This window comes from Candidatus Delongbacteria bacterium, assembly GCA_020634015.1.
In the GTDB taxonomy this organism is placed as follows: domain Bacteria; phylum CAIWAD01; class CAIWAD01; order CAIWAD01; family CAIWAD01; genus JACKCN01.
In genome coordinates this window covers 145,115-170,778 of record JACKCN010000006.1, presented here as the reverse complement: position 1 = coordinate 170,778, position 25,664 = coordinate 145,115, and the positions used below count along the sequence as shown (strand labels likewise).

The 25,664-nt window shown below is 64.9% G+C and carries 16 protein-coding genes and 1 tRNA gene; 7 read left to right on the top strand and 10 right to left on the bottom strand.

Annotated features, from left to right (window positions below):
• Window positions 1-11: 11 nt before the first annotated feature.
• From H6678_12240 to ispH, 4 genes are all read right to left on the bottom strand, one after another.
• Window positions 12-1,757: an endonuclease/exonuclease/phosphatase family protein gene (locus H6678_12240; protein ID MCB9474569.1), complete on the bottom strand. Its 1,746-nt coding sequence runs from the start codon at window positions 1,755-1,757 to the stop codon at window positions 12-14.
• Between the two features lie 52 nt (window positions 1,758-1,809).
• A complete protein-coding gene (locus tag H6678_12235) occupies window positions 1,810-3,453 on the bottom strand; it encodes an endonuclease (GenBank protein ID MCB9474568.1) in 1,644 nt (547 codons plus the stop codon).
• Complete coding sequence (pepT, locus tag H6678_12230; GenBank protein MCB9474567.1) at window positions 3,450-4,730, bottom strand: peptidase T; 1,281 nt, start codon at window positions 4,728-4,730, stop codon at window positions 3,450-3,452. The genes H6678_12235 and pepT overlap by 4 nt, the downstream gene beginning before the upstream one ends.
• A gap of 75 nt (window positions 4,731-4,805) precedes the next feature.
• On the bottom strand, window positions 4,806-5,666 hold the full coding sequence (gene ispH / locus H6678_12225; GenBank protein ID MCB9474566.1) for a 4-hydroxy-3-methylbut-2-enyl diphosphate reductase: 861 nt from the start codon (window positions 5,664-5,666) through the stop codon (window positions 4,806-4,808).
• 174 nt (window positions 5,667-5,840) lie between these two features.
• Between ispH and H6678_12220 the strand changes: the two genes are divergently transcribed.
• A complete protein-coding gene (locus H6678_12220; GenBank protein MCB9474565.1) occupies window positions 5,841-7,724 on the top strand; it encodes a M3 family oligoendopeptidase in 1,884 nt (627 codons plus the stop codon).
• Window positions 7,721-9,052, top strand: a complete 1,332-nt coding sequence (locus tag H6678_12215; GenBank protein ID MCB9474564.1) for an MFS transporter — start codon at window positions 7,721-7,723, stop codon at window positions 9,050-9,052. The genes H6678_12220 and H6678_12215 overlap by 4 nt, the downstream gene beginning before the upstream one ends.
• Window positions 9,053-9,132: 80 nt before the next feature.
• On the opposite strand, the gene H6678_12210 is transcribed toward H6678_12215, so the two are convergent.
• From H6678_12210 to gap, 3 genes are all read right to left on the bottom strand, one after another.
• A complete protein-coding gene (locus tag H6678_12210; protein ID MCB9474563.1) occupies window positions 9,133-11,478 on the bottom strand; it encodes a hypothetical protein in 2,346 nt (781 codons plus the stop codon).
• Window positions 11,479-12,013: 535 nt separating this feature from the next.
• Window positions 12,014-13,210, bottom strand: a complete 1,197-nt coding sequence (locus H6678_12205) for a phosphoglycerate kinase (GenBank protein ID MCB9474562.1) — start codon at window positions 13,208-13,210, stop codon at window positions 12,014-12,016.
• Between the two features lie 124 nt (window positions 13,211-13,334).
• Window positions 13,335-14,333: a type I glyceraldehyde-3-phosphate dehydrogenase gene (gap, locus tag H6678_12200; GenBank protein MCB9474561.1), complete on the bottom strand. Its 999-nt coding sequence runs from the start codon at window positions 14,331-14,333 to the stop codon at window positions 13,335-13,337.
• A gap of 247 nt (window positions 14,334-14,580) precedes the next feature.
• On the opposite strand from gap, the gene H6678_12195 reads away from it, so the two are divergent.
• A tRNA-Val gene (locus tag H6678_12195) sits at window positions 14,581-14,654 on the top strand.
• 142 nt (window positions 14,655-14,796) lie between these two features.
• On the opposite strand, the gene H6678_12190 is transcribed toward H6678_12195, so the two are convergent.
• On the bottom strand, window positions 14,797-15,609 hold the full coding sequence (locus H6678_12190; protein ID MCB9474560.1) for an HDOD domain-containing protein: 813 nt from the start codon (window positions 15,607-15,609) through the stop codon (window positions 14,797-14,799).
• A gap of 38 nt (window positions 15,610-15,647) precedes the next feature.
• Window positions 15,648-16,004: a hypothetical protein gene (locus H6678_12185; protein MCB9474559.1), complete on the bottom strand. Its 357-nt coding sequence runs from the start codon at window positions 16,002-16,004 to the stop codon at window positions 15,648-15,650.
• Between the two features lie 393 nt (window positions 16,005-16,397).
• Between H6678_12185 and H6678_12180 the strand changes: the two genes are divergently transcribed.
• The 3 genes from H6678_12180 (at window position 16,398) to H6678_12170 (ending at window position 22,465) form a co-directional block, all read left to right on the top strand.
• Window positions 16,398-19,319 carry a T9SS type A sorting domain-containing protein gene (locus H6678_12180; GenBank protein MCB9474558.1) on the top strand — a complete coding sequence of 974 codons (2,922 nt, stop codon included), beginning with the start codon at window positions 16,398-16,400 and terminating at the stop codon, window positions 19,317-19,319.
• 177 nt (window positions 19,320-19,496) lie between these two features.
• A complete protein-coding gene (locus H6678_12175; protein MCB9474557.1) occupies window positions 19,497-21,149 on the top strand; it encodes a carbon starvation protein A in 1,653 nt (550 codons plus the stop codon).
• Between the two features lie 542 nt (window positions 21,150-21,691).
• Complete coding sequence (locus tag H6678_12170; protein MCB9474556.1) at window positions 21,692-22,465, top strand: hypothetical protein; 774 nt, start codon at window positions 21,692-21,694, stop codon at window positions 22,463-22,465.
• Between the two features lie 27 nt (window positions 22,466-22,492).
• Here H6678_12170 and H6678_12165 read toward each other — a convergent pair whose 3' ends face one another.
• A complete protein-coding gene (locus H6678_12165; protein MCB9474555.1) occupies window positions 22,493-22,699 on the bottom strand; it encodes a hypothetical protein in 207 nt (68 codons plus the stop codon).
• A gap of 190 nt (window positions 22,700-22,889) precedes the next feature.
• On the opposite strand from H6678_12165, the gene H6678_12160 reads away from it, so the two are divergent.
• Window positions 22,890-25,577 (top strand): hypothetical protein, encoded by a 2,688-nt coding sequence (locus H6678_12160; GenBank protein MCB9474554.1) that lies wholly within the window; start codon window positions 22,890-22,892, stop codon window positions 25,575-25,577.
• Window positions 25,578-25,664: the final 87 nt, after the last annotated feature.

The window sequence follows — 25,664 nt, the reverse complement described above, 5'->3', positions numbered from 1 at the left end:
TTGACTACCAGCTACTTCACCAACAACACCCGCCCCACATCCACTTCATCTTCCCCGCGCAGGCTGAGCAGGTAACACCCGCTGGCCAGCTGGCTGCCGTCAAAGGTGAGGCTGTGCTCACCCGAAGGACTGAAGCCCTCCAGCAGGCTGGCGACCAGGCGGCCGTCGAGGGACCAGGCGTCCAGACGGATGTGCTGGCCGCGTTGTTGGCTCCATTGCACAATGGTGCTGGGGTTGAAGGGATTGGGCGTGCTGTGTCCCAGAGCCAGCCCGGAGGGGCGAGTGGCGGGGCCGGACTCGCCCAGGCCGGTCTGGGTGGGCGGGCGCAGGTCCACGAAGCGTGGAATGTGATCGCTGGCGGTGGGCGTGTCCAGGGCCTGCAGGCCCCAGGCGCTCAGGCTGTCGGCGGGGATCACGGGAGTCCAGAGCAGGCCGTGGTGGCCCGTCTCGAGTACGCTGTCGGTGTACAGGATGTAGTCCAGGCGGCCGGGCGAATAGGGGGCCGCGCCGCCCTCGTCGTACCAGGTCCAGGCGTCGCGGCGGCCAAGCTGGTAGCTGCGCAGGTCGGTCAGCGGGCTGCCGTCCCAGTCGGGCGGGTTGGCGGGTCCGTACTGGGCCGTGTCCTGGATCTCGCCGTTGAGCAGGGTCAGCAGTTGCTGGTGATCGCCCACCAGGTTGAAGTCGCCACACAGCACGACGGGCGTGTTGGCGGCAATCTGCGGGTAATCGCCCTGTTGCACGTGGCGCAGGAAGGCGATGATCGAATCGGCCTCTTCCTGGCGCTGGGCATTGGCCGAGCAGCAGCGCAGATGGATGTTGATCACCAGCAGGGGTGTGCCCAGGGCGTCGGCGGTCTGCAGCAGGTGGGCCGTGTTGCGGTAGTCGGGGTTGACGAGCCAGCTGGCCGTGATGGGAAAGCGGCTGGCCAGCACATTGCCCGAAGTCAGCTTGGCGGCCTGCCAGGGGGTGTCACGCGGGTCCAGCTGGTCCAGGGTGGCGGCCGTGGTGGCGGCGTCCTGGTCCCAGATTTCCTGAAACGCGATCACGTCGGCGGAGAGCGCACCCAGGATGCGTGCGTAGGCGCCCTGGTTGGCCGGGGTGAACAGCGAACCGAAGAGCGTGTTCCAGGCCAGCAGGCGCAGGTCCTGCGGGCGTTCCCGTTCCAGCGAGATCAGCTCCGGGTCGGGAACGCTGCCGCCGGCGAGCGGCAGCTCAAGGGAGCCCGAATCGGGCAGGCGGTCTCCTCCGGGGGTCGTGTCGCGCAGCACCGCGTGCACGACCGAGTCGCCGAAGAGCGGCTGACCCAGCGGGGCCGCGTCCAGGGCCATGGCGAATTCGAACCGGTCGCTGGCGTGGCTGGGCAGAATGCGCAGGCCCAGCTGGGCGAATCCCACGGTCTGGCTCTGCCCCTGATTGTACACGGTACCCGTGCGCGAGGCGAAGTTCCAGACCAGCTCGCACCCCAGGCCTTCGGCCGGGAAACCAGTCTGCGAGTCGCTGTCGGTGTCCAGATAGAGCACCAGCCCGTTGTCCTGCTGCTGCAGAATCTCCTGCCCCAAGGCGATCGTCAGCATCAACTGGCGTGAATCGTTGACGATGCCCAGCTCCAGCAGATCGATGCCACCTCCATCACCGGCGGGATCGCTGGCCGTGTCCGGGTTGTCCAGCCAGTCGTCGCCGAAGCCGTCGAGATACAAGGGGCGCAGGTCGGCCCCGGCGATCAGGGGCACAAGCCACAGCAGCAGGCAAAAGCGCATCGATCCTCCTTGGCGCGGGCGAAAGTACAAGGCCGCGCGCGTGTGTCTGGCCTCAGCGCAGCAGCAGGAGACGCTGTACCTGCTGCGCGCGTCCTCGCGACTCACGCAGACTGAGCAGATAGACTCCACTGGCTGCGGGCATGCCGCTGTCGGCCAGTCCGTCCCAGCTCAGCTCGTGCTCGCCGGCGCCCAGACCGGGCAGGCTCCACTGGCGCACGCGGCGCCCGGAAATGTCCACCAGTTCCAGCGAGAGCGAGGCCGCTTCCCGCAGGCTGAAGCTCAGGCGCGTGCTCGGATTGAAGGGATTGGGCGTCGCGGGGTGCAGGGTGAACAGTGCGGGAAGCGGCTCGGCATCGGGCACGGCGCTGCCGGCCAGGGTCACGCGCACCGGGAAACTGCGGTTGCCCGCCGTGCTGCGGAAGTTGACCGTGATGTCGTACTCGCCCGGTTCGGCGTCCGCACTGAGGCGCAGGCTCCAGAGACGGCTCTCGCCGGGGGCCAGGCTCGCAGGAAAGCCGTCGAAGTCCAGCAGCGCCGGAGTGGCGGCCAGGGCCCAGAGGCTCACGGACGTGCTGCCTCCATTGTGCAGCACGAGCGAGGCGAAGGTCTCGTTGACATCGGTTTCCACGCCCAGATCGAGGGCCGCGGGCCAGAACTGCAGGTTGCTGTTGTTGGGAAAGTCGGCGCTGCCGCTGAAACTGTAGATCCGGTCGATCAGGGCGGGCTGGTCCACCAGCGGGTTGCGGTTGCCCTGCACGGCCTCGATGGCCGTGTTGCGCGCGCGCTCCTTGTTGCTCACCGGGTCCTGCACGGCCCACTGGCGCAGTGTGGGCTCCATGTAGGTCAGAAAGTCATACCAGTTGGTGTAGTGGATCGCGAAGTAGAGCAGCGAACGTGCCACATCGCCCTTGTGCTCGTCGCGCGGTTCGAAGACCTGGATGAAATTCTCGTCCTCGCCCAGCCAGCTGCCGCCCTGGGGCCAGCCCGCATCCGGGTAGACCACGTTGCCGAAGGGCAGATTGCTGCGCGAACTGTTCACCGTGGCCATGGTGGGATAGAGATGGTGCAGGTCGGTGGTGGCCGTGTCCGGATCCTCGAAGCGGCTCTGGGGCCAGCTGTGCTCGGTATTCATCGTGGTCGCGGGAGGAATCCCCGAGGTGGTGACCAGAGTGCCGGTGTAGACGCACTCCACCTGCCCGTTGACATTGTCGATGGTCGAGAACATGTGCGTGCGGGCCGTGGTGTAACTGAGCACGCTGTGCTGGCGCACGCGTGCGCGCAGCACATCCAGCAGGGCCTGGCCACTGAGGCCGGCCGTGTCGTCCCAGGTGGTACCCGGAAAGTCGCCTGCGCCCGTGTATTCCAGCAGGGCCGCGCCTTCGCTGCCACCCAGGACCAGGCTGCCCGCGTAGTCCAGATTCTGCTCGGGCTGAAACCAGAGCTCCAGTTGCAGGCTGTCGCCGGGGGCAATCTCGCTCAGCTCTCCGCCAATGCGGATCGCGTCGCCGCTGTCGCCCAGCAGACTGGGCAGCAGGGGCTCTTCCTGGTCGTTCACCAGCCAGGCGCTGGCCGCGGTGGAGTCATCGGTCTCGCTGAGGCCGAAGTCGATCTGTGAGGGGTGAATCACAAGGCACTGCCCGCTCAGGGGCAAGAGCGTCAGAGCCAGCAGTGCGAAGTGTGTACTCGGGCGGTTCATGCGGGGCGTCCTTCCACCTCGGTCCAGCGTCGGGCCAGATGCACGATGACCTCGCTGGCCTTGCAGAGTGCCTTCAGCGGCACCCATTCGCGCCTGGAGTGATAGAGCATGCCCCCGGTGAAGATGTTGGGGGTGGGGTGGCCCGCGGCGGTCAGGTTGCTGCCGTCGGTACCGCCGCGGATTTCCTTGGCGATCAGCGTCACCCCCGCGTCGGCGATGGCGGTGGCCGCGCGCTCGGTGATGTGGGGGTGCTGGGCCAGCTTCTCGCGCATGTTCTGGTACTGGTGCTGCCAGTCCAGAGTCACCTGCAGGCGCGGTTCCGCGCGGCGGGCGGCGCTCACCCAGTCTTCGATGAATCGCCGACGTGCGGCGTTCAGTTCCGGTTCGAAATCGCGCAGCAGCAGCACCAGGCTGGCCTCTTCGTGGCCGGCGTCCAGATGCACCAGATAGTAGAAGCCCTCGCGGCCCGCGGTGCGCTCGGGGCACTCGGCTTCGGGCAGGGCGGCCAGCAGGCGGGCGGCGGCCATGCCGGCGTGCACCATCACGCCCTTGGCGCTGCCGGGATGCACGGCCACGCCACGGAAGGTGGCCCTGAGCTGCCAGGCGTCAAAGCACTCGTTCTCGAGCTCGCCCATCAGCCCGCCATCCATGGTGTAACACGCCGTGGGCAGGCGGTCCAGGTCGACTCCTTCGGTGCCGCGGCTGACTTCCTCGTCCGTGGTGAAACACAGGCGCAATTCGCCGTGGGGCAGCTTGGGAAAGCGCTGGAAGGTGGCGGCCGCACACATGATCTCGGCCACGCCGGCCTTGTCGTCCGCGCCCAGCAGGGTGTCGCCGCTGGAGGTGATGATGGTGTCGCCACGGAACATTGCCAGCTCGGGGCAGTCTTCCACGGCCAGCCGCAGGGCTTCGTCCGCGCTGAAGCGAATCGGTTCGCCCTGCCAGTTCTCGTGGCACACGGGGCGCACGTTCTCGCCGCTCTGGTCGGGCGAGGTGTCCACGTGGGAGACCAGCCCGAAGGCTTCGGCCCGTTCGCAGCCCGGGCTAGCGGGCAGGGTGGCGTACAAGGTACCCGAGGGCGCCAGATGCACATCCTTCAGGCCCAGTTCGCGGCACTGGCTTTCCAGCAGGCGCAGCAGGTCGAACTGACGCGCCGTGGACGGAGTCTCCTTGCTGTCAGGATCGGAGGTGGTCCAGATCTTCACATAGGCCAGGAAGCGGTTCAGCACATCCTGACGGATGAAGTCCTGAATGGCGGGGTCCAGCGAATGGGGCATGGCAAGCGGACTCTTTCTGGCGCGGGGCGCCGGTTCAACATGAGCGAGTGTGAGTCACCCGAGACTCACACTCGCTCACGCGTGCACGAGCTCATCGGCGATGGCCAGCATGCGTTCGTAGACTTCCTCGATGGTGCTGTCCAGGGTGCTGGTACCCGCGCTCAGTCCCACGACCTGGAAAGGCCGGAACCACTGGGGATCCAGTTGGTCGGCGGTCTGGACATGCACGGCGGGAATGCCGCGGGCCAGGGCCAGACGGGCCTGCTCGCGCGTGTTGTTGGAATTGCTGCCACCCACCACCACCAGCGCTTCCACCTGGTCCAGCAACTCGTCCACCGCTTCCTGGCGCAGGCGGGTGGGGCGGCAGATGGTGTTGATGTGGCGGATGTCGGCGTCGGGGTTGCAGCGCCGGATCTCGGCCAGCATGATCTCGGACTTGCTTGGTGCGGTCGTGCTCTGGCAGATCACACCCAGGCGCGTGTACGGGTACTGGGTCACATCCTCGACGCGCTCGACCACGGTGTAGTTGTCGGGCAGGCTGCCGGTGATGCCGCGCACTTCCACGTGGCGTGGCTGGCCGATGACCAGCACATGATACCCGTCGCGGTGCAGCTCGATGGCCGCCTTGTGCACTTTCTTGACCAGCGGGCAGGTGGTGTCGATGAGCTGCTTGCCCGCGTTCAGCAGACGCTCGCGTTCCGGGTCGCTGATGCCGTGGGCCGAGATCAGCAGCCAGGGTCGGTCGCTCAGGGTCGACCGTTCTTCCTCGCCGGTCATGGTCACCCCGCGGGCACGGATCTGCTGCAGGGCCACATCGTTGTGCACCAGCTCGCCGTGAATGCTGACTTCGTCGGGATTGGGCAGGGTATCCACGGCTTCCAGGGCATCCTTGACCCCGAAACACATGCCCATCGCCCGGGCACGGATGATCTTCATCTGCTCTCCTTCTGGACTGGGCGCTGCCAGCGGCGAAACCCGCCCCCCGGGCGTTTCCGCGGCTTGCGCCAAAGCGGGCCGCCAAGGTATGGAATTCCCGGTGTAACTGGGCGCGATCCCTATATTGGCCGACCATCCGGGCGGCGCCGCTGCCCTCCCTCATAAGGACAGACCATGAAATCAGTTCCGCACAGCACATCGGCCCCCTCGTCCACTCCCAACGGCCCGGCCTGGAACATCGCCTGCGAATACCCGGCGCTGGACAGCCCCGAATTTCTCGAAGACCACCGCCGGTTTCTGGAACTTCATGGCCAGATCGAAACCCTCTCGACGAAGATGGGCCCGCTGCTGGAGTCGATCACCGACGGCGACACCCAGCGCCAGACCCTGCTGGTGGCCGCCGCGCGCGAACTGAACCGGCTGTCGCGGGAAGCGGGGCTGATCGCGGCCAACATGGGCACCTGGCTGGGCTGTCTGCTGTCGGTCGAGAGCTCCAACGCCCTGGCCCGCGGAGTGCAGGCCCGCCTGCGCAGCGAGAATTCCCGCCTGGCCCAGGCCCTGGAACCGTTGAACCAGTTCACCCTGCGCGCTTCCGACGAGTTGCTGGAGGTCTACCTGCAGGACCCACTGGCCGCCGAGTCGCGCTTTTACCTGACCCAGAGCCGCAAGCTGCGTGATCAGTTGCTGAGTCCCGAGGAAGAAACCCTCGAGAGCTCGCTGAGCCTCGACGGGCACACCGCCTGGGGCAGCCTGTACACCACGCTGGCCGCCAGCATGACCGTGCCCCTGGGCGGGCGCCAGCTGGGGCTGGCCCAGGCCGCGGGCCAGTTGCAGAACCCCGAGCGCGCCCAGCGCGAGGAGGCCTTTCGCGCGATCAATTCGGGCTGGCAGGTGCATCGCGAGACGGCGGCCTCGATCCTCAATTCCATTGCGGGCTGGCGCCATGAGATGTACGCCCGCCGTGGCAAGGGCCGTCCGGTGCACTTTCTGCAGCCGGCCCTGCACGTCAACCGGATGCAGCCGGAAACCCTGCACAACCTGATCCTGGCCGCCGAGGATGCCCGCCCGCTGGCCCGTCGCGCCCTCGCGCTGATGGCCAATGCCCTCGAGCTGGAGCAACTGGCGCCCTGGGATCTGGCTGCTCCGCTGCCCGCTGCCCTGCGCACCGATTCCAACTTGCTGAGCTTCGAAGACGCCATGGACCAGGTGGTGGAAGCCTACGGCACCGTATCGCCCGAGATGGCCCGCTTTGCCCGCTCCATGCAGGATCAGGGGTTCATCGAAGGCCGCAACCAGCCGGGCAAGCGCACGGGCGCCTATTGTACGCGCTTCCTGCGCAGCCGTACCCAACGTGTGTTCATGACCTGGAGCGGGGGCGGCCAGAACCTGCGCACCCTGGCGCACGAACTGGGACACGCCTTCCACGGCCACGTGATGCGCGACCTGCCCGTGGTGCAGCAGGGTTACCCCATGAGCCTGGCCGAAACCGCCAGCATCTTCGCCGAGAACGTGCTGGGCGCGCACACCCTGGCGGGAGCCAGCGACCCGCGCGCGATCTTCGAGGCCCAGTGGCCCGTGCTCTCCAGTTGCGGCAGCATGCTGCTGAACATTCCGATGCGCTTCACCTTCGAGAATGAATTCTACGAGCGCCGCAGCGAAGGTCCGCTGCTGCCCGACCAGTTCAGCGAGCTGATGCTCAAGCACTGGACCCAGTGGTACGGCGCGGCCACCAGCGAAGGCGACCCGATGTTCTGGGCCAACAAGCTGCACTTCTCCATGACCGGCACCAGCTTCTACAACTTCCCCTACCTCTTCGGCTTCCTCTACAGCCTGACCGTGCTCAACCAGCGCGAACGGCTGGGCGAGGGGTTCTTCGCGGCGTACAGCGGTCTGTTGATGGACACCGGGCGGATGACCGTGGAAGATCTGTCCCGGAAGCATCTGGGCATGGACGTGCGCCGCCGGGAATTCTGGCAGGGCGCACTGGAACACCTCGAAACCCAGGTCAACCACGCCGAAAGTGCGCTGGCCCGCTTGCTGCCTGGAGGCACACGGTGACTCACGACGACGGGTCGTCACGGCGCACGATGGGTGTGCTGTTTCTGACCCTGTTTCTGGACCTGGTGGGCTTCTCGATCATCTTTCCGCTCTTCCCGGCGCTGCTCGAGTACTACATCAGTCTCGAAGGCAGCAGCGGCCTGCTGGGCTCCGTGCTGCATCAGCTGGACCGGATCGGCGCCATGCTGGGCGCAGGCGGGGGCACCACCGCGCGCATCGTGCTCTTCGGGGGCTTTCTCAGTTTTCTCTATTCGCTGCTGCAGTTCGTGGCGGCTCCGCTGGCCGGTACACTCTCCGACCGCTGGGGGCGCCGGCCGGTGATTCTGTTCTCGGTCTGTGGCATCGCGCTGTCCTACCTGCTCTGGGTCTTCGCCCACAGTTTCTGGTTGCTGGTGCTGGCTCGCCTGCTGGGCGGCCTGATGGGCAGCAACATCACCACCGTGACCGCCGCGGTGGCCGACATCTCCGGGGAGAAGTCCCGCAGCCGGGGCATGGCGATCATCGGCATCGCCTTCGGTGTGGGCATGATCGTGGGTCCGGCACTGGGCGGGCTGACCGCGCTGATCCGGCTGGACCTGCTGCTGCCCGGGGTGCCCGGACTGAATCCCTTCTCCGCCCCGGCCCTGCTGGCTTTCCTGCTGGCTCTGGTGAACCTGGTGCAGATCCAGCGCCGCCTGCCCGAAACCCTGCGGCCCGGCCAGCGCAATCCCGATGCCGTGAGACGCAGCCTGAATCTCTTCCGGCTGTTTTCACCACTGCCCTACCCGGGGGCCAACGCCAACAACCTGGCCTACTTCGTCTTCATTCTGGCCTTTTCCGGAGCCGAGTTCACCCTCACCTTCCTGGCCGCCGAGCGCCTGGGTTTCGGCCCGGGCCAGAACGGCCTGCTCTTCGTCTACATCGGAGTGGTGCTGGCCGCCGTCCAGGGTGGGTTCGTGCGGCGGCGGGCGTCTGCCATCGGCGAAGCCCGGATGGCACTGGCGGGACTGCTGATCCTGATTCCGGGCATGCTGCTGATCGCAGCGGCCTACAGCCTGCCATGGTTGCTGGTTGGCCTGTTCCTGCTCTCCAGCGGATCGGCCATGGTCATGCCCTGTCTCACCACGCTGGCCTCACTGTTCAGCCCGCCCCACGAGCAGGGCCGCGTGCTGGGTGTCTTCCGCAGTCTGGGCGCACTGGCCCGCACGCTGGGTCCCCTGCTGGCCTGCACCTTCTACTGGCGCCACGGCGCGGGCTTTGCCTGGCTGCTGGGCGCGGCCAGTCTCCTGTTGCCCCTGGTCATCATCCACCGCCTGCCGCTGCCGCCCCGGCGCGAAGCGGAGGCCTGATCCCGCGCACGAAAGCGCCCCGGCCCGCATGACGCGAACCGGGGCGCCCTTTTGCCCCCCTGCCGTCTCACAGCATTCACTCAGTGGGCGTACACCGTCACCACCCGGTAGAAGGCACGCGAGGGTGCCGCCTCCAGGGCCAGATCCAGACTGGTCTGGGTGGTGCGGGTGAGCAAGGTGCCACCGCCCCATGGCTCATCCAGTTGGTAGACTTCGTAGGCCAGCGCATCCCGCACGGGCAGCCAGGAGAGCTGCAGCAGGTCCTGCGCGGGTGAGACATGCAGGCGCACCACCGGGCTCTCGGCCTGCTGGCGCTCGACGATCGAGAACAGATCCAGAGCATGCCCGCTCTGGGTGACCACGGTCAGCTTCAGGAACCAGCGTCCGTCGGGCATGGGAATGGGAAAGGGCGTGTGGGTCGGGAAGGGACCCCAGCCGCTGCCGCCACTGCCGTCGCCGCCGTCGCCGGGTCCGTTCTCCACCGGGCAGACGTAGTACACCGGACCGATGGTGCCGCTGGCTTCCGTGTCGCCGTAGCCGCTGAAGGTGCCGGTGGCGGGGTTGAAATCCCCGTACTGGGTGTTGCCCGTCCAGGGGTCCATGAAGTCCATCGTGATCGTGCCGTCCTCGTTGGGGTCGTTGTGGATCGAGCTCAGCGTCACGCTGTGGGCTCCTCCGCCATCCCACTCGAGAGTCGTGATCACATCCTGGCCCTGACTCTCGCCCTGGTCCTGCATGCCGGCCACACTGCCGTCGTCGCGGTGCACGGTGTAGCCCCCGCCGCAGTCATCGATCCAGTTCTGCAGGCCATTGAAGAAGTCGGAGTGTGCCGTGCCCGGGCCGCCCACATTGGTATTGCAGGTCTCGCCCAGCGCGCGCACAAGATCTTCACCACTCAGTCCGCAGGTCACATTGGTGCCGTAGGTGGCGTCCAGCCATTCCAGACAGGCCGCCGCGGCCGTGGGCGAACAATGGCTGTCACTCACCGGGCGCTGCCATTCTGGCGGCACACTGCGTGACCACTCGTCCTGCTTGGTGCACAGGGACCAGCGCAGTTCGACGTACTCCCAGGGCAGCAGGGATTCGAAGGAAACCAGCAGGGTGTTGTCATGCACGGTCTGGTACCGTGCGATGTCGGGCACGAGGCTGGCCGGATCCAGGGCGGGCACGTAGCTGCTGCTGCATTCCACGCTCTGCAGGCTGCCGTCCGCGAAAGTGACCTGCGCCTGGAACTCCACCTCGCCTCCCACGGGTGGAATCGGCAGCTGATCCGGGTTGAAGGCCAGGCGCCAGCCATCCCCGGTTTCCCCATCGGGTGCGGTGGCCATGCGTGTCTCGCTGCCGTCGGTGTCCGTGCCCAGCGGCAGCCAGCTGCCACCGGGTTCGCGGGCCAGGAAACTCACCTCCTGGATCGTGCCGCAGGGGTCGTCGGCAAGCAACCAGAGCACGGAGTTCTCCCGCGAGAACCAGCGATGCCAGGGCTCGGCGGCCGTGCCCCAGTCGCCCGCGATCAGACGCGCGTTGCTGCCGGTGGGCGTGGTGGTGATCCGGACCGATTCGATGCCGCTGGCTCCGCCCGCGCCTTCCACGACGACGTAATATGTTCCGGATCCAAGGCACGTGCTGACCCAGCTCCGTCCTCCTCCGTTGGTGCAGGCAGGGCTGTCATCATTGCTGGCCAGCACGGTGCTGCCATCGGCGGCCACCACGCGGATCACCGTGTCAAAATCCGTGGCGGCCGCGCAGGTGTTGGCCACCAGCAGCCCGGCGTGCTCCAGCGAGAGCTGATACCAGACATCGGGCGCGCTGCCGAAGCCCCGGTCACGGAAGCCCGTGGCCGTGTCCTGACTGTCGCTGTAGGGGTTGGTGTCCACGGGCAACGCAAAATTGCGGCAGTCGCCCAAGGGAACCGACGTGGGCACTCCGGGCATCACCACCAGTCGGTAGTTGCCCTGATCCAGTGCCGCCACCTGCGACACCTCCAGCATCAGGGTGGAGATGGGGCCAACCTCCAGGCAGGGGTCAAAGCCCCAGTTGAGAACTTCGCCCTGGCAGAACGCACCCTCATCGACTTCCTGAAGCAGCACGGGCGGCCCAGCCTGGATGCCCCAGAGCCGCAAGCTCAGGTTGAGAAAATCCATCTGCAGCTCGACGCTGAAATCCTGCATGGGCGGAATCACCAGCTCGAACCAGTCGCTGTCGCCCTGAGGACTCTGTTCGCCGTAGACGGGCAGTCCCATGGGCAGGGCCATGGCCATGCCCCAGTCATCATTGGGCTCCATTTCGGGCACACAGCCCAGTGGGTCCACGGGTCCGCAGATGGCGGCGGCGGGCCGGTTGAGCGCCAGCAGCAGCACCAGCCAGATCAGGATGTACAACAGAATGCCGCGCACGGTATGGCGCGAAGCGAGTGACAAAGGTTCCATCGGTCTTCCTCCCCAGAATGGCTCACACGATCCAGTGAACGGATGGCACAGTGCGAACCGCCAGGCGGAAGGTCGGGAACGATCCGCCGGGCGGACCATCGGGAGGCAGGGGCTGCGTGTCGGGCGAGGCAGTGCCTCCCCTGTGGGACGGCAAACAGCCAAGACCCGGCCGGAAAGGCAAGTAAAATCTCAACCTATTGAAAATTTTAATGTTAAGCAGGGATCAGAGTCTTCGGCAGCGAACCCGGTCTTTGCCGATGAACAGGCTCTGAGTTCGGGATCGAACGATTCGCAGGGGCCGTGATTGCGCGTCGGGACAAAAAAATAGCGGCCACCGCAAAACGGTGGCCGCCCTCCTTCCCCTCCCCGTGGGGACTTTGCTGGGAATTTGATCCGCACGCGGATCCAGGCAGAATTCTTTGGGCCGCAACCATCCACGGGCTCCAGCCGACGGGTCTCAAGAAGCGGTTCCGCCCGGGGCCGCGGGGTGATCTGCGCAGGGGCCGCGATGTGAGCGCGCTCACATCGATCGGCTTCAGGCTTCGTCCAGGGCTTCCACGCCGGGCAGCAGCTTGCCCTCGAGCAGTTCCAGGCTGGCACCGCCGCCCGTGCTGACATGGCTGAAGCCGTCTTCCAGACCGGCAGCGGCCACGGCTGCCGCGCTGTCTCCTCCGCCGACGATGGTGATCGCACCGGCGGCCGTGCGCTGGACCAGCGCGCGGGCCACCGCCAGGGTGCCGTGGGAGAAGGGTTCCATCTCGAAGACTCCCATCGGGCCGTTCCAGACCACCGTGTTGGCCTTGCCCAGCAGGGCGCGAATGGCCTCGATGCTGCGCGGGCCGATGTCCACTCCGATCCAGCCGGCGGGAATCCGTTCGCGGTCCACCACCTGGGTCCCGGCGTCGGGCGCGAAGCGGTCGGCCACCAGCACATCCACGGGCAACAGCAGTTCAACGCCCGCGGCCCGGCAACGTTCCATCAGATCCCGGGCCATCTGAACGCGATCTTCTTCCAGCAGGCTGGACCCGATGTCCAGTCCCATCGCCTTGTAGAAGGTGAACATCATGCCACCTCCCACCACGATGCTGTCGACCTTGGCGATCAGGTTTTCGATCACGTCGATCTTGCCACTGACCTTGGCACCGCCCAGCACGGCCACCAGCGGACGTGTCGGATCTGCCAGCTCATCATTCAGGAACCGCAGCTCCTTCTCCATCAGGAACCCACCGGTGGCATTGCCCAGCGCACGGGCCACCCCCTCGGTGGAGGCGTGCGCGCGGTGGGCCGTGCCGAAGGCGTCGTTCACGTAGAGTTCGCCCAGCCGGGCCAGGGCCGTCACGAAGTCGGGCGCATTCTTCTCCTCGCCCGCGTGGAAGCGCAGGTTCTCGAGCAGCAGCACCTCGCCATCCTTGAGGGCGTGGGCGGCCGCTTCGGCTTCGGTTCCGATGCAGTCCGCGCTGAAGGCCACCGGCTGGCCCAGCAGCTTCGCCAGTTCCTGCTGCACGGGGCGCAGGCTGAACTCGGGGGCCGGGCCGCCCTTGGGCCGACCCAGATGGCTCATCAGAATCAGGCGTGCGCCGCCCTTGAGCAGGTGCTCGATGGTGGGCAAGGCGGCGCGGATGCGCAGGGAATCGGTGACGTGCCCGGCACTGTCGAGGGGCACGTTGAAATCGACCCGGCAGAGCACGCGGCGGCCGCGGACCTCCAGGTCACGAATGCTTTTCTTGGCCATGGGGAGTTCTTTCCAGTGGGACGGATTGGATCACCGGGACGCTCCGCGAGCCTCCGTCGGCAGCCGGCGGGCGAGGCATGAATGAGCGCGGGGGGCCCGTGCCCCCCGCCAATCGACTCGGTGCTTACTGGGCCAGGCGCTTGACCAGGTCGACGACCCGGCAGCTGTAACCCCATTCGTTGTCGTACCAGGAAATCACCTTCACGAAGGTGCCGCCCATCACGGTGGTGCAGAGCGAATCGAACACGCTGCTGTGCGGGTTGCCGATGATGTCGCTGCTCACGATGGGATCTTCGGTGTATTCCAGCACACCTTTCATGGGGCCCTCGGCGGCGGCCTTCATGGCCGCATTGATCTCCTGCACCGTGGCGGGCCGGCTGAGCTGGCAGACCAGGTCCACCATGCTGCCGTCCTGCACGGGCACGCGGATGGCCATGCCGTCCAGCTTGCCGTTGAGGGCGGGAATGATCTTGCCCACGGCACGGGCGGCGCCGGTGGTGGTGGGAATGATGTTCTGGGCGGCCGTGCGCGCACGACGCAGATCCTTGTGGGGCAGATCCAGTGTGCGCTGGTCATTGGTGTAGGCGTGCACGGTGGTCATCAGACCGCGCTCGAGGCCGAAACTGTCGTGCAGCACCTTGGCCACGGGGGCCAGACAGTTGGTGGTGCACGAGGCGTTGCTCACCTTGGTGAACTCGGGCTTGAGGGTGTCGTCGTTGACGCCCATGACCACCATGCCGTCGATGGCATCCTTGGGGGGAACGGTCAGCACCACCTTCTTCGCACCCGCCTGGATGTGCTTGTCCAGGGCGGCGTTGTCGGCGAACACGCCCGTTGCTTCCACCACGATGGTGGCGCCGAGCTGGCCCCAGGGAATCTGGGCCGGATCCTTGTGGGCACTGACCGGAATGCGCTCGCCGTTCACGATGAGGGCGTCGCCTTCCACCTCGACCTTGCCATCGAAGCGGCCATGGGCCGAATCATACTTGAGCAGGTGGGCCAGAGTCCTGGCATCGGTGAGGTCGTTGATGCCGACGATGGTGAAACCGCCCTGGGCCAGGGCCCGCCGGAAAACCAATCGTCCGATGCGCCCGAAGCCATTGATGCCGACGCGAATTGACATAGCCGGAACTCCTGTCTGGTTGGATGAAGCCCGGGCCCGCTGGCCCGAAGCAGGTTTGCGGGGACCGCGCCCCCCGAGGATCTGGAGGATGAACGCTGGCGCCCGCCAAGTCGCCCGTGAAAGTAGGAAATACAACGGGCCACCGCACCGGCGGGTTCCGGGGTGCGGCCGCTACAGGAGTTTTGACCTGTCTGACGCAAGTCTTGACTTCCTGCCGGAGCCGCACTACCTTCAGCGCTTCCTTCACGGGCGATTAGCTCAGCTGGTTAGAGCGCTGGTGTCACATACCAGAGGTCACAGGTTCGAGTCCCGTATCGCCCACTGGATTCCGGTCCGGAAGAGTGAGGCCCTTGCTGTTGCGGCAAGGGCCTTTTCGTTTTTCCGGATGGCGCCCGCATCCTGCTGCTCGGTCCTGCATGCGGGCAGGACACCCCGTCCACAACCTGCACCCGTGCTTCCGGACTCACTCCGCGAACAAGGCCACCATGATGTCCTCGACGGCGGTTTCGGCGGTCAGCAGCACCTGTTTGATCGAATCCGGTGGCAGCAGACGCAGGGCGGTGTCGGGGTCGAAGGGTGGCACGTGAAACGCGCCGCTGTTGCCGATCTGCAGGCCATGGGCCAGCACGTCGGCCAGCTGGACGATTTCCACCAGTTCGCGGTTGCTTTGGATCGCGGAGGGAAGGTGATGGTGCGCGGCCGCCTGACAGATGCTGAAGGGCAGCCCCCATTCGCTGAAGAGCGCGCCGCCGACCTGGCCGTGGGTGTAGCCCAGATGCTGATGCTCGACCAGCACCAATGGCTTGCCCGCCGCCTTGGCGTAGAGCAGCAGTTTGTGATACTCGACGGGCAAGGTCTGGATCATCACCAGCCGGCCCACATCGTGCAACAGCCCCGCCGTGTTCAGTTCTTCGGCGTTGTCAAGCTGATTGAGGATGCCGATTTCGCGTGCCAGCAGCCCCACCAATACCGAGTGCTCCCAGAAGCCCTTCATGCTGATCAGGGACTGGGGCAACTTCTCGAACACACTGAGCACCGATGCGCTCAGCACGATGTCACGGGCGTGTTCAAACCCCAGCACGGTCAGCGCGTGGTGCACGGTGGACACGGTGCCCCCACGCCCGTAATAGGAACTGTTGCTGCGGCGCAGAAGGCGGGCGGTCAGACTTGGATCACGGCTGATCAGGGTGTCCAGCTCCACAAGATTCGAGTCCGCATTGTTCAGCACCTCCAGAATCCGCAGGTGCAGGGCGGGCAGACTGGCCAACTGGGTCACTGACCGAATGATCCTGTCCAATGGTGGAGGTGTTTTCTTCATGCGTCGTTCTCGCCCAGGACGGACAGGCGATCCAGTCGGTCCAGCAGGATGTAGAACAGCCTGGAAGTGAACGCGTGCTCCCGCTCGCAGAACTCGAAGAGCCCGCTCAGGCGGGCTTCATTGGCACGATGCATCTCCAGCGACAGCCCGTCGAGGGACACATCGCACCAGGGTGGATGTCCCGATTCGCTGGCCTCGACGTACACCACCTCGATGTGCCATTGCTTGAGAATCCGCAGGTGCTGCGCCGTCAGGACGGAACCGGCGGGCAGCAAGAGATGCCCCTGCCCATTCAGCAAGTCATGGCTCAGCACCATTCCCACATCCAGATTGTCGAGCAGCTTGCCCGGCATTGAGCGTTCCTTTCCAGGCATCTGTGGCGGGCAACCGGGCGCCCGTCCGGTCGCGTCCGGTTCCCCGGGTGCGACAAAGCGTATCGGCATGCGGTCAGGTCCAGGACCTCGACACCGTATCGGCCCGCAGCACTATAACAGAAGACATTCGAGTTCGATCGGCGAAACGTGCCTCAAGATTGAATTTCAATCAATGCACCTTCCCATTTCATACGGGTCGCGGGCAAATTCGCAGGCGGGGCGCAGCATGTATGGATCCGGTGGAAAACTTTGTCGATACTGTTGCAATCCTTCGGTCCGGCAGCGACCGACATCACCAACACAGCACATCACGTGTCATTCATTGTCCAGGGCGTTCCCCGGTACTGCGGTGAACTGTCCGGAAAGGTTCCCATGAAAAGTTTCTCCGCGTTCATCTGTCTGGGTGTTCTCGCGGCCGGTGTATCGGCCGACGGACACAAACCGGTCGTCGAGGCCGGAAGCCTTGTGACCAGCACGGCGTCCACCACGGACCCGCACGACCGGAACACGCATCAGGGCGTGCACGGGAAGACCCACGTTCAGCAGCCAACGGGGCAACCCGTGGTGCTGGGCCCCTTCCCCGGCCGGGACAAACAGGATCTTGACTCCTTCTGGCCTGAGCTGGAGCCCCGGCGGGCCTACCGGCTGTTCAAGGAACTGGGTCAGCCGATCCCCACGGATCTGGCACGCCAGTTCAACCACGGTCTGGAAGCCACCCCCTGGGTCGAATCGGATCGTACGGCCGGCAACTCGCCCGCAACGGCCCTGCCGATTCCCGACACGTCCATCGGGGCGAACTTTTCCGACCAGGACGACACCTCTTCCAGGTCGAACTACCTGGCCGACATGCCCTGGGGCGAGACCGGAAATGGCTGCGACTACACCGGGGATTTTGCCGCCAACGACGCCTGGTACGTGTTCACTCTGGACACCCAGACCCAGGTCTACGCAGGCCTCTGCAGCGACACCTTCGATTATGACACACGCCTGGGAATCTTCAGCCCCAACCTGGAGCAGGTGGCCGGCAACGATGACAACTGCGATCTCGAGGACCTGCAGTCCAGCTTGGTCTGCTGCCTGGATCCCGGGACCTATTACATCGTCGTGGATGGGTATTCCACCTACAGCGGTGAGTACGAACTGACCGTGACCTTCGATGCCTGCGACTTCGGCCCGACGCCCGTGGCGGGTGGCCCTGACGCCTTCGGCTACAGCTGGCGCAGCTCGGACCATCCGGACGGACCGTCCTACAGCTGGCAGGACACCGCCGAGGGCACCGAGATCGTGTTGGGCGATGACGCCTATACGGAAACGCCCATCGATCTGCCCTTCGATTTCCTGTTCTACGGAACTCTCTACTCCCAGCTCTATGTCGGCTCCAACGGCATCCTGGGCTTCGCCGCCGCGGACATGGACGACCTCAGCAACACCGCCCTGCCCAGCAGCGGCACTCCCGACAATCTGATCGCGCCCTTCTGGGACGACCTGGATCCCAGTGCCGGTGGCACGATCACCTATCTCAATGAGGACTGGCTGGGGCGGGTGATCGTGTCCTACGAGGATGTGATGGCCTACAGCGGAGATGTGCCGCTGAGTTTCCAGGTGATTCTGATGGAAGGCGGCGACATCCTCCTGCAGTATGCCAACCTGGACGAGAATGACCTCGAGAGCGCCACCGTGGGCATCGAGAACGCCGATGGCAGCGTGGGCATGCAATGCAACCTCAACGGCGATGGCGTCAATCTTGCCGACGAAACCTGCATCCGCTTCAACGCTCCGCGTGCCACCTCCGGCGTCGACGACGCCACCGGTTACAGCTGGGCCCATTCCGACGCCGTCAACGGACCCGCCTGGGAATGGGTGGACATTTCCAGTGAGACCAACCTCCAGATCACGGGCGACGACGATACCGAAACCGTGATCCTGCCCTGGGGCTTCCCCTACTTCGGCATCGATTACGTCAATGTGCTCGTGTGCTCCAATGGCTGGCTTGGGTTTGACGTGAACAGCGAAGCCGAATACAGCAACCAGAGCATTCCGACCGCCGGCGACCCGGACAACGCGATCTTCCCCTTCTGGGAAGACCTCTACCCGCCCTCGGAAGATGGCGCGATCTACTTCTGGGACGATACGGCCAACGACCGCGCGATCTTCCAGTGGGATTACATTTCGCACATCGACATTGAAAGCGAGCACGTCTCCTTCCAGGTGATCCTGTATCGCAGCGGTGACATCGTGTTCCAGTACGGTGAGATGGCCGAATCCCTGCTGGCCAACGCCACCGTGGGCCTCGAGAACGGCGATGGCAGCGTCGGCCTGCAGTTGCTCTACAACGGCAGCGGCATTCCGCTGGGCAGCCATCAGGCCGTGCGCTTGCTGGCGCCGCACGCTCGCCCGACCCGGGGCAGCGGAGATGGCTACGCCTGGACCAATTCCCTGGACGCCACGGGTCCCAGCCACGTCTGGGAGCTGATCACGGAGACGGGCACCGCGCTGGATCTGCCCAGTGACGACAGCCAGACCGCCGTGACTCTGCCCTTCCCCTTCCCCTTCTTCGGCAGTGAGTACACCGCGCTGCGCGTCTGCAGCAACGGGTGGCTGAGCTTTGACGAAACCAACAGCACGGACTACAACAACCAGGCGATTCCGACCACCGGCAATGTGGACAACGCGATCTTCCCGCTCTGGGACGATCTGGACCCTGAGGAGTCGGATGGTGCCGTCTACGTCCAGACGGACTTCGGCGATGGCGTCGATATGGCCGTGTTCCAGTGGACCGACTATCCGCACCATGTCACGGGCGGACCTTACACCTTCCAGGTCGTGCTCTTCCCCGACGGCGAGATCCTTTTCCATTACATCGACATGGACGATGAATCCCTGGGCAGCATCTCGGTCGGCGTGGAAGGCCCCGGCGGGACTGAAGGACTTGAAGTGAACTTCGACGGCACGGGAAGCTGGATCACCACGGGCCTGACCGTCTCGATCCAGCCGGTGACGACCGACGTGGAAACTCCCGCGGTGCGCCCGGTCTCGCTTGAGCTGGCCGACGCGTACCCCAACCCCTTCAACCCCCGCACGACCATCGGATTCAGCCTGGCCCAGGCCGGTCCGGTGCAGCTGCGCGTGTACGACATCGCCGGACGTCTGGTGAGCACCCTGATCGACCAGCCCCTCGGAGCCGGCCAGCACCAGGCACGCTTCGATGGCAGCGCACTGCCCAGCGGGCTCTACTTCTACCGCCTGGATACGACCAGCGGCAGCCTGACCCGCAAGATGATGCTGGTGAAATAGCCGCCAGGCTCACACCGATCGCTTTCCTGAACTCCCCCGGTCGCGCGCGCGACCGGGGGAGTCTCTCATGGCACGGTGGATCCGTCCGGGGAGGATTTTGCTGGCTCGCCGCCTCCGGTCCTGCTAGCTTGTGCCGCTGTTCTCCCCCTGTCCCACTGATCAAATCCAGGACCGCCCGTGAACGGACGTACCCTGCTGCTCTTGAGCCTGGCCGCCCTGGCACTGGCCTATCGTTTCTACGGTGGCTGGCTGGCCCGCCACTTCGGGCTGGACGACTCCCGTGCCACACCCGCGCATGCCCGTCGCGATGGAGTCGATTTCGTGCCCGCTGCGCCCCCGGTGCTGATGGGACATCACTTCGCCTCGATCGCGGGTGCCAGCCCGATCGTGGGGCCCGTGCTGGCCAGCGTGTTCGGCTGGGTCGCGGTCTGGGTCTGGATTCTGCTGGGTGCGATCTTCCTGGGTGCCGTGCACGACTTCACCAGCCTGATGGCCAGTCTGCGTCACGGCGGGGCGGGCATCGGCACGCTCATCGAGGACTATCTGGGGCGGCGTGGCAAACTGCTGTTTCTGGGCTTTGCCTGGCTGACCCTGCTGCTGGTGATCGCCGTGTTCACCCTGATCGTGGCCCGCACCTTCGTGCTGGTGCCGGCCTCGGCGGGCAGCTCGCTGCTCTTCATTGTGCTGGCCGTCGGTTTCGGACTGCTGATCGGCCCGTTGCGCATGCCGCTGCTGCCCGCGACCCTGCTGGGTGTGGTGGCCCTGTTCCTCTGTCTCTGGCTGGGACTGGCCTGGCCCCTGGATCCGGCCCGCATCGGACTGGACCCGGCCCGGGCGACCACGGTCTGGCGCTGGCTGATTCTGGCCTACATCTGGATCGCCAGCGTGACACCCGTGCACTGGCTGCTGCAGCCCCGCGACTACCTCAACAGTTTTCTGCTGTACGCCATGATGGGGCTGGGAGTGGCCGGAGTGCTGCTGGTGGGGCCCGAGTTCCGTGTGCCCGCGTTCACCGGGCTGAGCGCGCCCAGCATCGGCGCGCTGTTCCCCCTGCTCTTCGTGACCGTGGCCTGTGGCGCGATCAGCGGGTTCCACAGCCTGGTGGCATCCGGCACCACCGTGAGACAGCTGGACCGCGAGAGCCACGCCCGCCCCGTGGCCTACGGCTCGATGCTGGTGGAAAGCCTGCTGGCCGTGCTGGCACTGATCGCGGCCGCATCGAGTCTGGGGCCCGAGCGGCTGGCCGGGTTGGCCACCGGCGATGCGATTCCCGTGTTCAGTCAGGCGCTGGCCGGATTCATGGTGAGGCTGGGGCTGCCCTTCGAGGCGGGCACCTCGTTCATCAGTCTCACGGTGGCGGCCTTCGCGCTGACAAGCCTGGACACTGCCACTAGGCTGGCGCGCTTCCTCTGGGAGGAACTGGCGCGCGACATCGCTCCGCACACTCCCCTGCTGCAGAACCGCCAGGTGGCCACGGGCATCACGGTGGCCGGGGGTGCGCTGCTGCTCTTCAGTCCGGCGGGCATGGGCATCTGGCCGCTCTTCGGCACGGCCAACCAGTTGCTGGCGGCCCTGGCCCTGCTGACCGTGGCGATCTGGCTGGCCCGTTCAGGAGACACGGCCTGGTTCGTGCGCCTGCCCCTGATTTTCATGCTGGCCGTCTGCCTCAGCAGCCTGGTGCTGCAGATCCAGAGTTTCTGGAGCGCCGGCCGCCCCGTACCCGCCCTGCTGGCGGCGCTGCTGCTGGCGATGACCCTGCTGTTGGTCAGCGACGCGGTGCGCGCATTGTGGACGAAGCACGATCCGGGAGCGCCGTCGCGGGCCCGTTGAGCGGACTCCTGAATCCATCGAGTGGTGAGCCGCGGGGTCCGCGGTTCCCGGAGTGTCGATGGGCAGGACGGTGGGTCAGGGAATGAGTCTGACCCTCAGCGGGAAGAATCGGGTGCGACTCCACACACTCTCTTGCAGAATCCCTCCTGGTCCGGTCCCCACGTCCTTGCCCACCACGATGTCGCCGTTGTCTTCGCCGATGCAGACCTTGTCACAGCCCAATGCGTCCGCGGCCGCGATGGCGGCCTGGGTGCAGTCCGTTGGTCAAGCGTCTGGGATGGGTCCCGAATGTCCTGAATGGGTGACTCAAATCCAGTGAGCGACTGCAGGATCGTGCGATTCAAGCTGGGTGCTATGGCATTCAAGACTGCTGAGCCGATCCAGTTTCGATGGATCCGTTCCATCGGGTCCACACGAATTCAGATGGTTCGTGGGGTATCCAGGACTATGCGTGGCAAGGATCATTGGATATATTAGGCAGTGATTCTGGCTCCATGCTGTGGGCCAGATCTGCATGCCGGTGAACACAATCGGGATTCAATATGTTCAATCCAGTTTCCCAGAATGTGATAGATGCAATTGAATTGGCACTCTCGTTCGTTCTCGTCCTTTGTTTCATCAATCTGGACTATTCACTGTGGATCCTGGCCCCTTTGTTTCTCCTGCCATGGATGGGCAAACGAACAGACTTTTTCATCCTCACGATCTTGACGGCAATCTGCAAAACCGTTGGGATCTCCCGATGGTGGCGCTGGCGTATCACATTTTACGGATGGATGGTGCTCAACATCTTGAAGTTTTCCGGATTCACCATGCTCTGGTTGATGTTGTTTTTCCCAAAACTGTCCGTGTTCTTTCTGATCCTGTCAGTCGTATTCATCATGGGATTCATACCGATCCTTGACAAGAACTGTTACAGTTTCGAGGATGAAAAAACAGATGGCAAAGTCACAATGGAACCGGAAAATACATATCCAAAAATGTATCTGATCACCGCTTTCATTGATTTGTCAGCAATGTTGGCAATGATTGTCTTGAACCAAAAATTGCTACTCATTCTTCCTCTGCTGATAATCATGACACGAAATCTTCTCAGATCATTTTTGGGTCCAATACCGTACTCAAACTTCTTCTTGCTGACGATCTTGACCATCTGCGTGATGTTGTTCCAGCAACCGAACCTTGAGCAGTTGATGTGGATGGCAACAGTGGCCGGATTGTCTCTGCTCGTATCCTTGCGGTTGGTCAAAACAGAATTGCTCAGCTTGATCCGAGTGAGAAGAGCATTCTCCACCTTGAATCCACCCAAGAAGTGATTCAGCTCTCGCAATCGGCTCCGTCGATCAGCTGATTGAAATGGAGTCTCCAACTTTCGAGATGACGTCGCCTTCCAGCTCTCTGGGCCCTCCACTGGGTCCCACGTCCTTGCCCACAACGATATCACCGTTGTCTTCTCCGATGCAGACATTGTCGTAGCCCAATGCGTCCGCGGCGGTAATGGCGGCCTGCAGGGTGGCGATGGACACTTCGCGGCTGGGAACGGTTGCCATGGGGATTCTCCTGTGGTTCATCAGTATTGACGAGCCACAAGAATAATTCATGCGCTCCCCAGGAGCAATCACTCGATCTTGTTGCCGAGCAATCCGGATCCACGGGGGCGTTTTGAGCTTGGCCGTTCAAGTGGCAAATTCCCGCCGGCCCTGAAGACGATGCCGGATGACGGGAAGCATGGAAGAACTGGTGAACACAGCCTCCCGGAAACCAGCACAGCACACCTCACTTCCGTTCCACCCGTTCGCTGGCTGGCGGCTGGTCCTGCTGGGCCTGCTCTGCCTGAGTGCCACGCTCCAGGCCCAATCCACGCTCAACGCACGCGACTATCTGGGCCAGAGCGGCTACAGCGCCAAACGCGATTCCATCTTCAGCTACCAGGCCGACAGCCTGCACCTGGAAGTCCAGCAGCGCCAGACCCTGCTGGAAGGCGATGCGCGCATCCTGTTTCTCAGCATGGAACTGACCGGTGACGGCATCCTGCTGGACTGGCCCAACGACCGGCTGGAAGCCTGGGTGGCCGACAGCAGCAAGGCGGACTGGCGCGGAGTCGGGGGCGGCGGGGGCAGCAGCCCGCGCGGCGTGATCCGCCCGCCCGACGCCACAGTTCCCGATTCCAGCCGCGGCCACTGGGCACGCTTCACCGACGGCAGTCAGGAACTGCTGGGGCGCCGGATGAGCATGAACATCAAGACCCGGGCGGGCACCGTGCTGGAAGGGCGCACCGCCGATGGCGAGAGCCGCTACGGGGGGCGACGGCTGGTGAAAGTGGCCCCCAAGGAAATGCACGTGGGTGATGCGCTCTTCACCACCTGCGACGCCGATCACCCTCATTTTCACCTGGAAGCCAAGCGCCTGAAAATGATCATGGGCGACAAGGTGGTGGCCCAGGATGTCTGGCTGCACTTCGGCGAGGTGCCCACCCTGTATGCCCCCATGGCCCTGTTCAGCCTCAAGCGCGGGCGCTCTTCCGGGCTGATCGTGCCCTCGTGGAACAACACCTCGCAGGAAGGCCGCGGTCTGCGCAATCTGGGCTGGTACTGGGCCGCCAGCAATTACTGGGACACCCAGCTGAAGATGAGCTACTTCGACAAGGGTCCCGACCTGCTGCTGACCAACTACACGCCCTACCGCCTGCGCGGCAGCGATGGCGGAGCCCTGTCCGCCGGCTGGTCGCGGCGCAACACCAGCAATTCCCGCTCCTGGGACCTGCTCTGGCGTCACAGCCAGCAATTGAACCCCTACCTCAGTCTGCGCGGGGATGTGCGCCTGGCCTCGAGCCGCTCGATCTACACCGCGGCCGCCAACAATCTGGCCACGCGCCTGCAGCAGAACCTGACCAGCAACCTGACCCTCAACGGGCGCTTTCCCGAGAGCGGCATCAGTTACAGCCTCTCGGCCAACGCCAGCCAGGACCTGGAAAACGAGGTGATGAGCGGGCGCCTGCCCAACTTCAGCCTGCGCTTTCCCAACATGAATCCGCTGGCCGGCGTGTACAAGGACAGCCGCGAAGGCAGTGCGGGAGGCTGGCTCAAGAATACGGTGCTTAGTTACTCGGCCACCGCCCAGAGTCGTTTCACCAGCAGCACGCTGGGTTGGTCGGACCTGCAGCGCGACAACGGGGCCGAGCACAAGGTGGGCCTTTCCATGCCCGGCAAGCTGGGCTACTTTTCGCTGACCCCGCGCTTTTCCCTGAGCGAGCACTGGGTGGACGAGAGCAAGGCCCTGCGCGCCCGCCCCGGGGGTGGACTGGACACCCTGACCGTGCCCGGTTTCGCCGCCCGTCACACTTTCAACTTCAGCCTCTCCACGGCCACCACGCTCTACGGTGTGGCACGCACGCACATCGGGCGCCTCGAGGCCGTGCGCCATGTGGTGAAACCCAGCCTGAGCCTGACCGTGGCGCCGGACTTCAGCAAGCCGGGCTGGGGCTATGTGGACGAAGTCCGCTATCACCCGCTGCCGGAACTGGGCCCCCCCGCGGACGCCGAGAAGGCGCGCAACACCACGCTGACCGCCCGCCTGGACCGCTTTCAGGGTTCGCTCTACGGCAACACGCCCACGCGCGAAACACGCCGGCTGGGCATTGGTCTGGACAACCTCTTCCAGGGCAAGCTGGCCCCCGCCGATTCGGGCGACGTGGTACGCATGGACCTGCTGAGCATGAGCAGTTCCAGCGGCTACGACTTCACCAAGGAGACTTTCCGCCTCTCGGACCTGAACACCAGCTACAGCCTGGACCCGCTGAAGTACACGGGCGGCAAGCTGGGTCCGCTGAGCACGCTCACCATGGCGTTGAGCACGACCCATACCTTCTACAAGACCGACCCGCTCACGGGCCAGCGTATCAACCGGCTGATCTGGCTGGGAGGCAACGATCTGGACCCGCGGCTTCCCCGGATGACCAACACCAGTCTCACTCTGGGCACGCGAGTCCGGGGTGGGGACGCCCCCAGCACGCCCCGTGAAGACGAGGAGGACGACGCACTCACCACCACCGAGTCGGAACGCTTCGACCCCGTCTGGGGCAGCACCAACCTCAGCGTGCCCTGGGAATCGTCGCTCTCATGGAGCTGGAGCCGTGACAGCTCGAACCCCAACAGCATCCAGCGCCGCAGTTTCCTCAACGCCTCGGGCTCATTGCGCTTCTCGCAGTTCTGGAAACTGAGCACCAGCATGTATTACGACATCGAGCAGCGCAGCTTTTCCTCCAGTTCCATCCGGATCTACCGCGATATGCACTGCTGGGAAGGGTTTTTCACCTGGGATCCGCGCGGCGCCAACCCGGGATACTACCTGCTGATCCGGGTCAAGAGCTCCTTCCTCCAGGACCTGAAGTGGGAGAAGAAGGAAGGAGCCACCGGTGGCGGCATCTGAGCGGAGCGCATCCTGAACGGCAGCTCCGGGCTGGGTCTGCTGGCGGGACTGGCGGCGGCGGCCTGCTGGGCCCTGGGCTCAATCCTC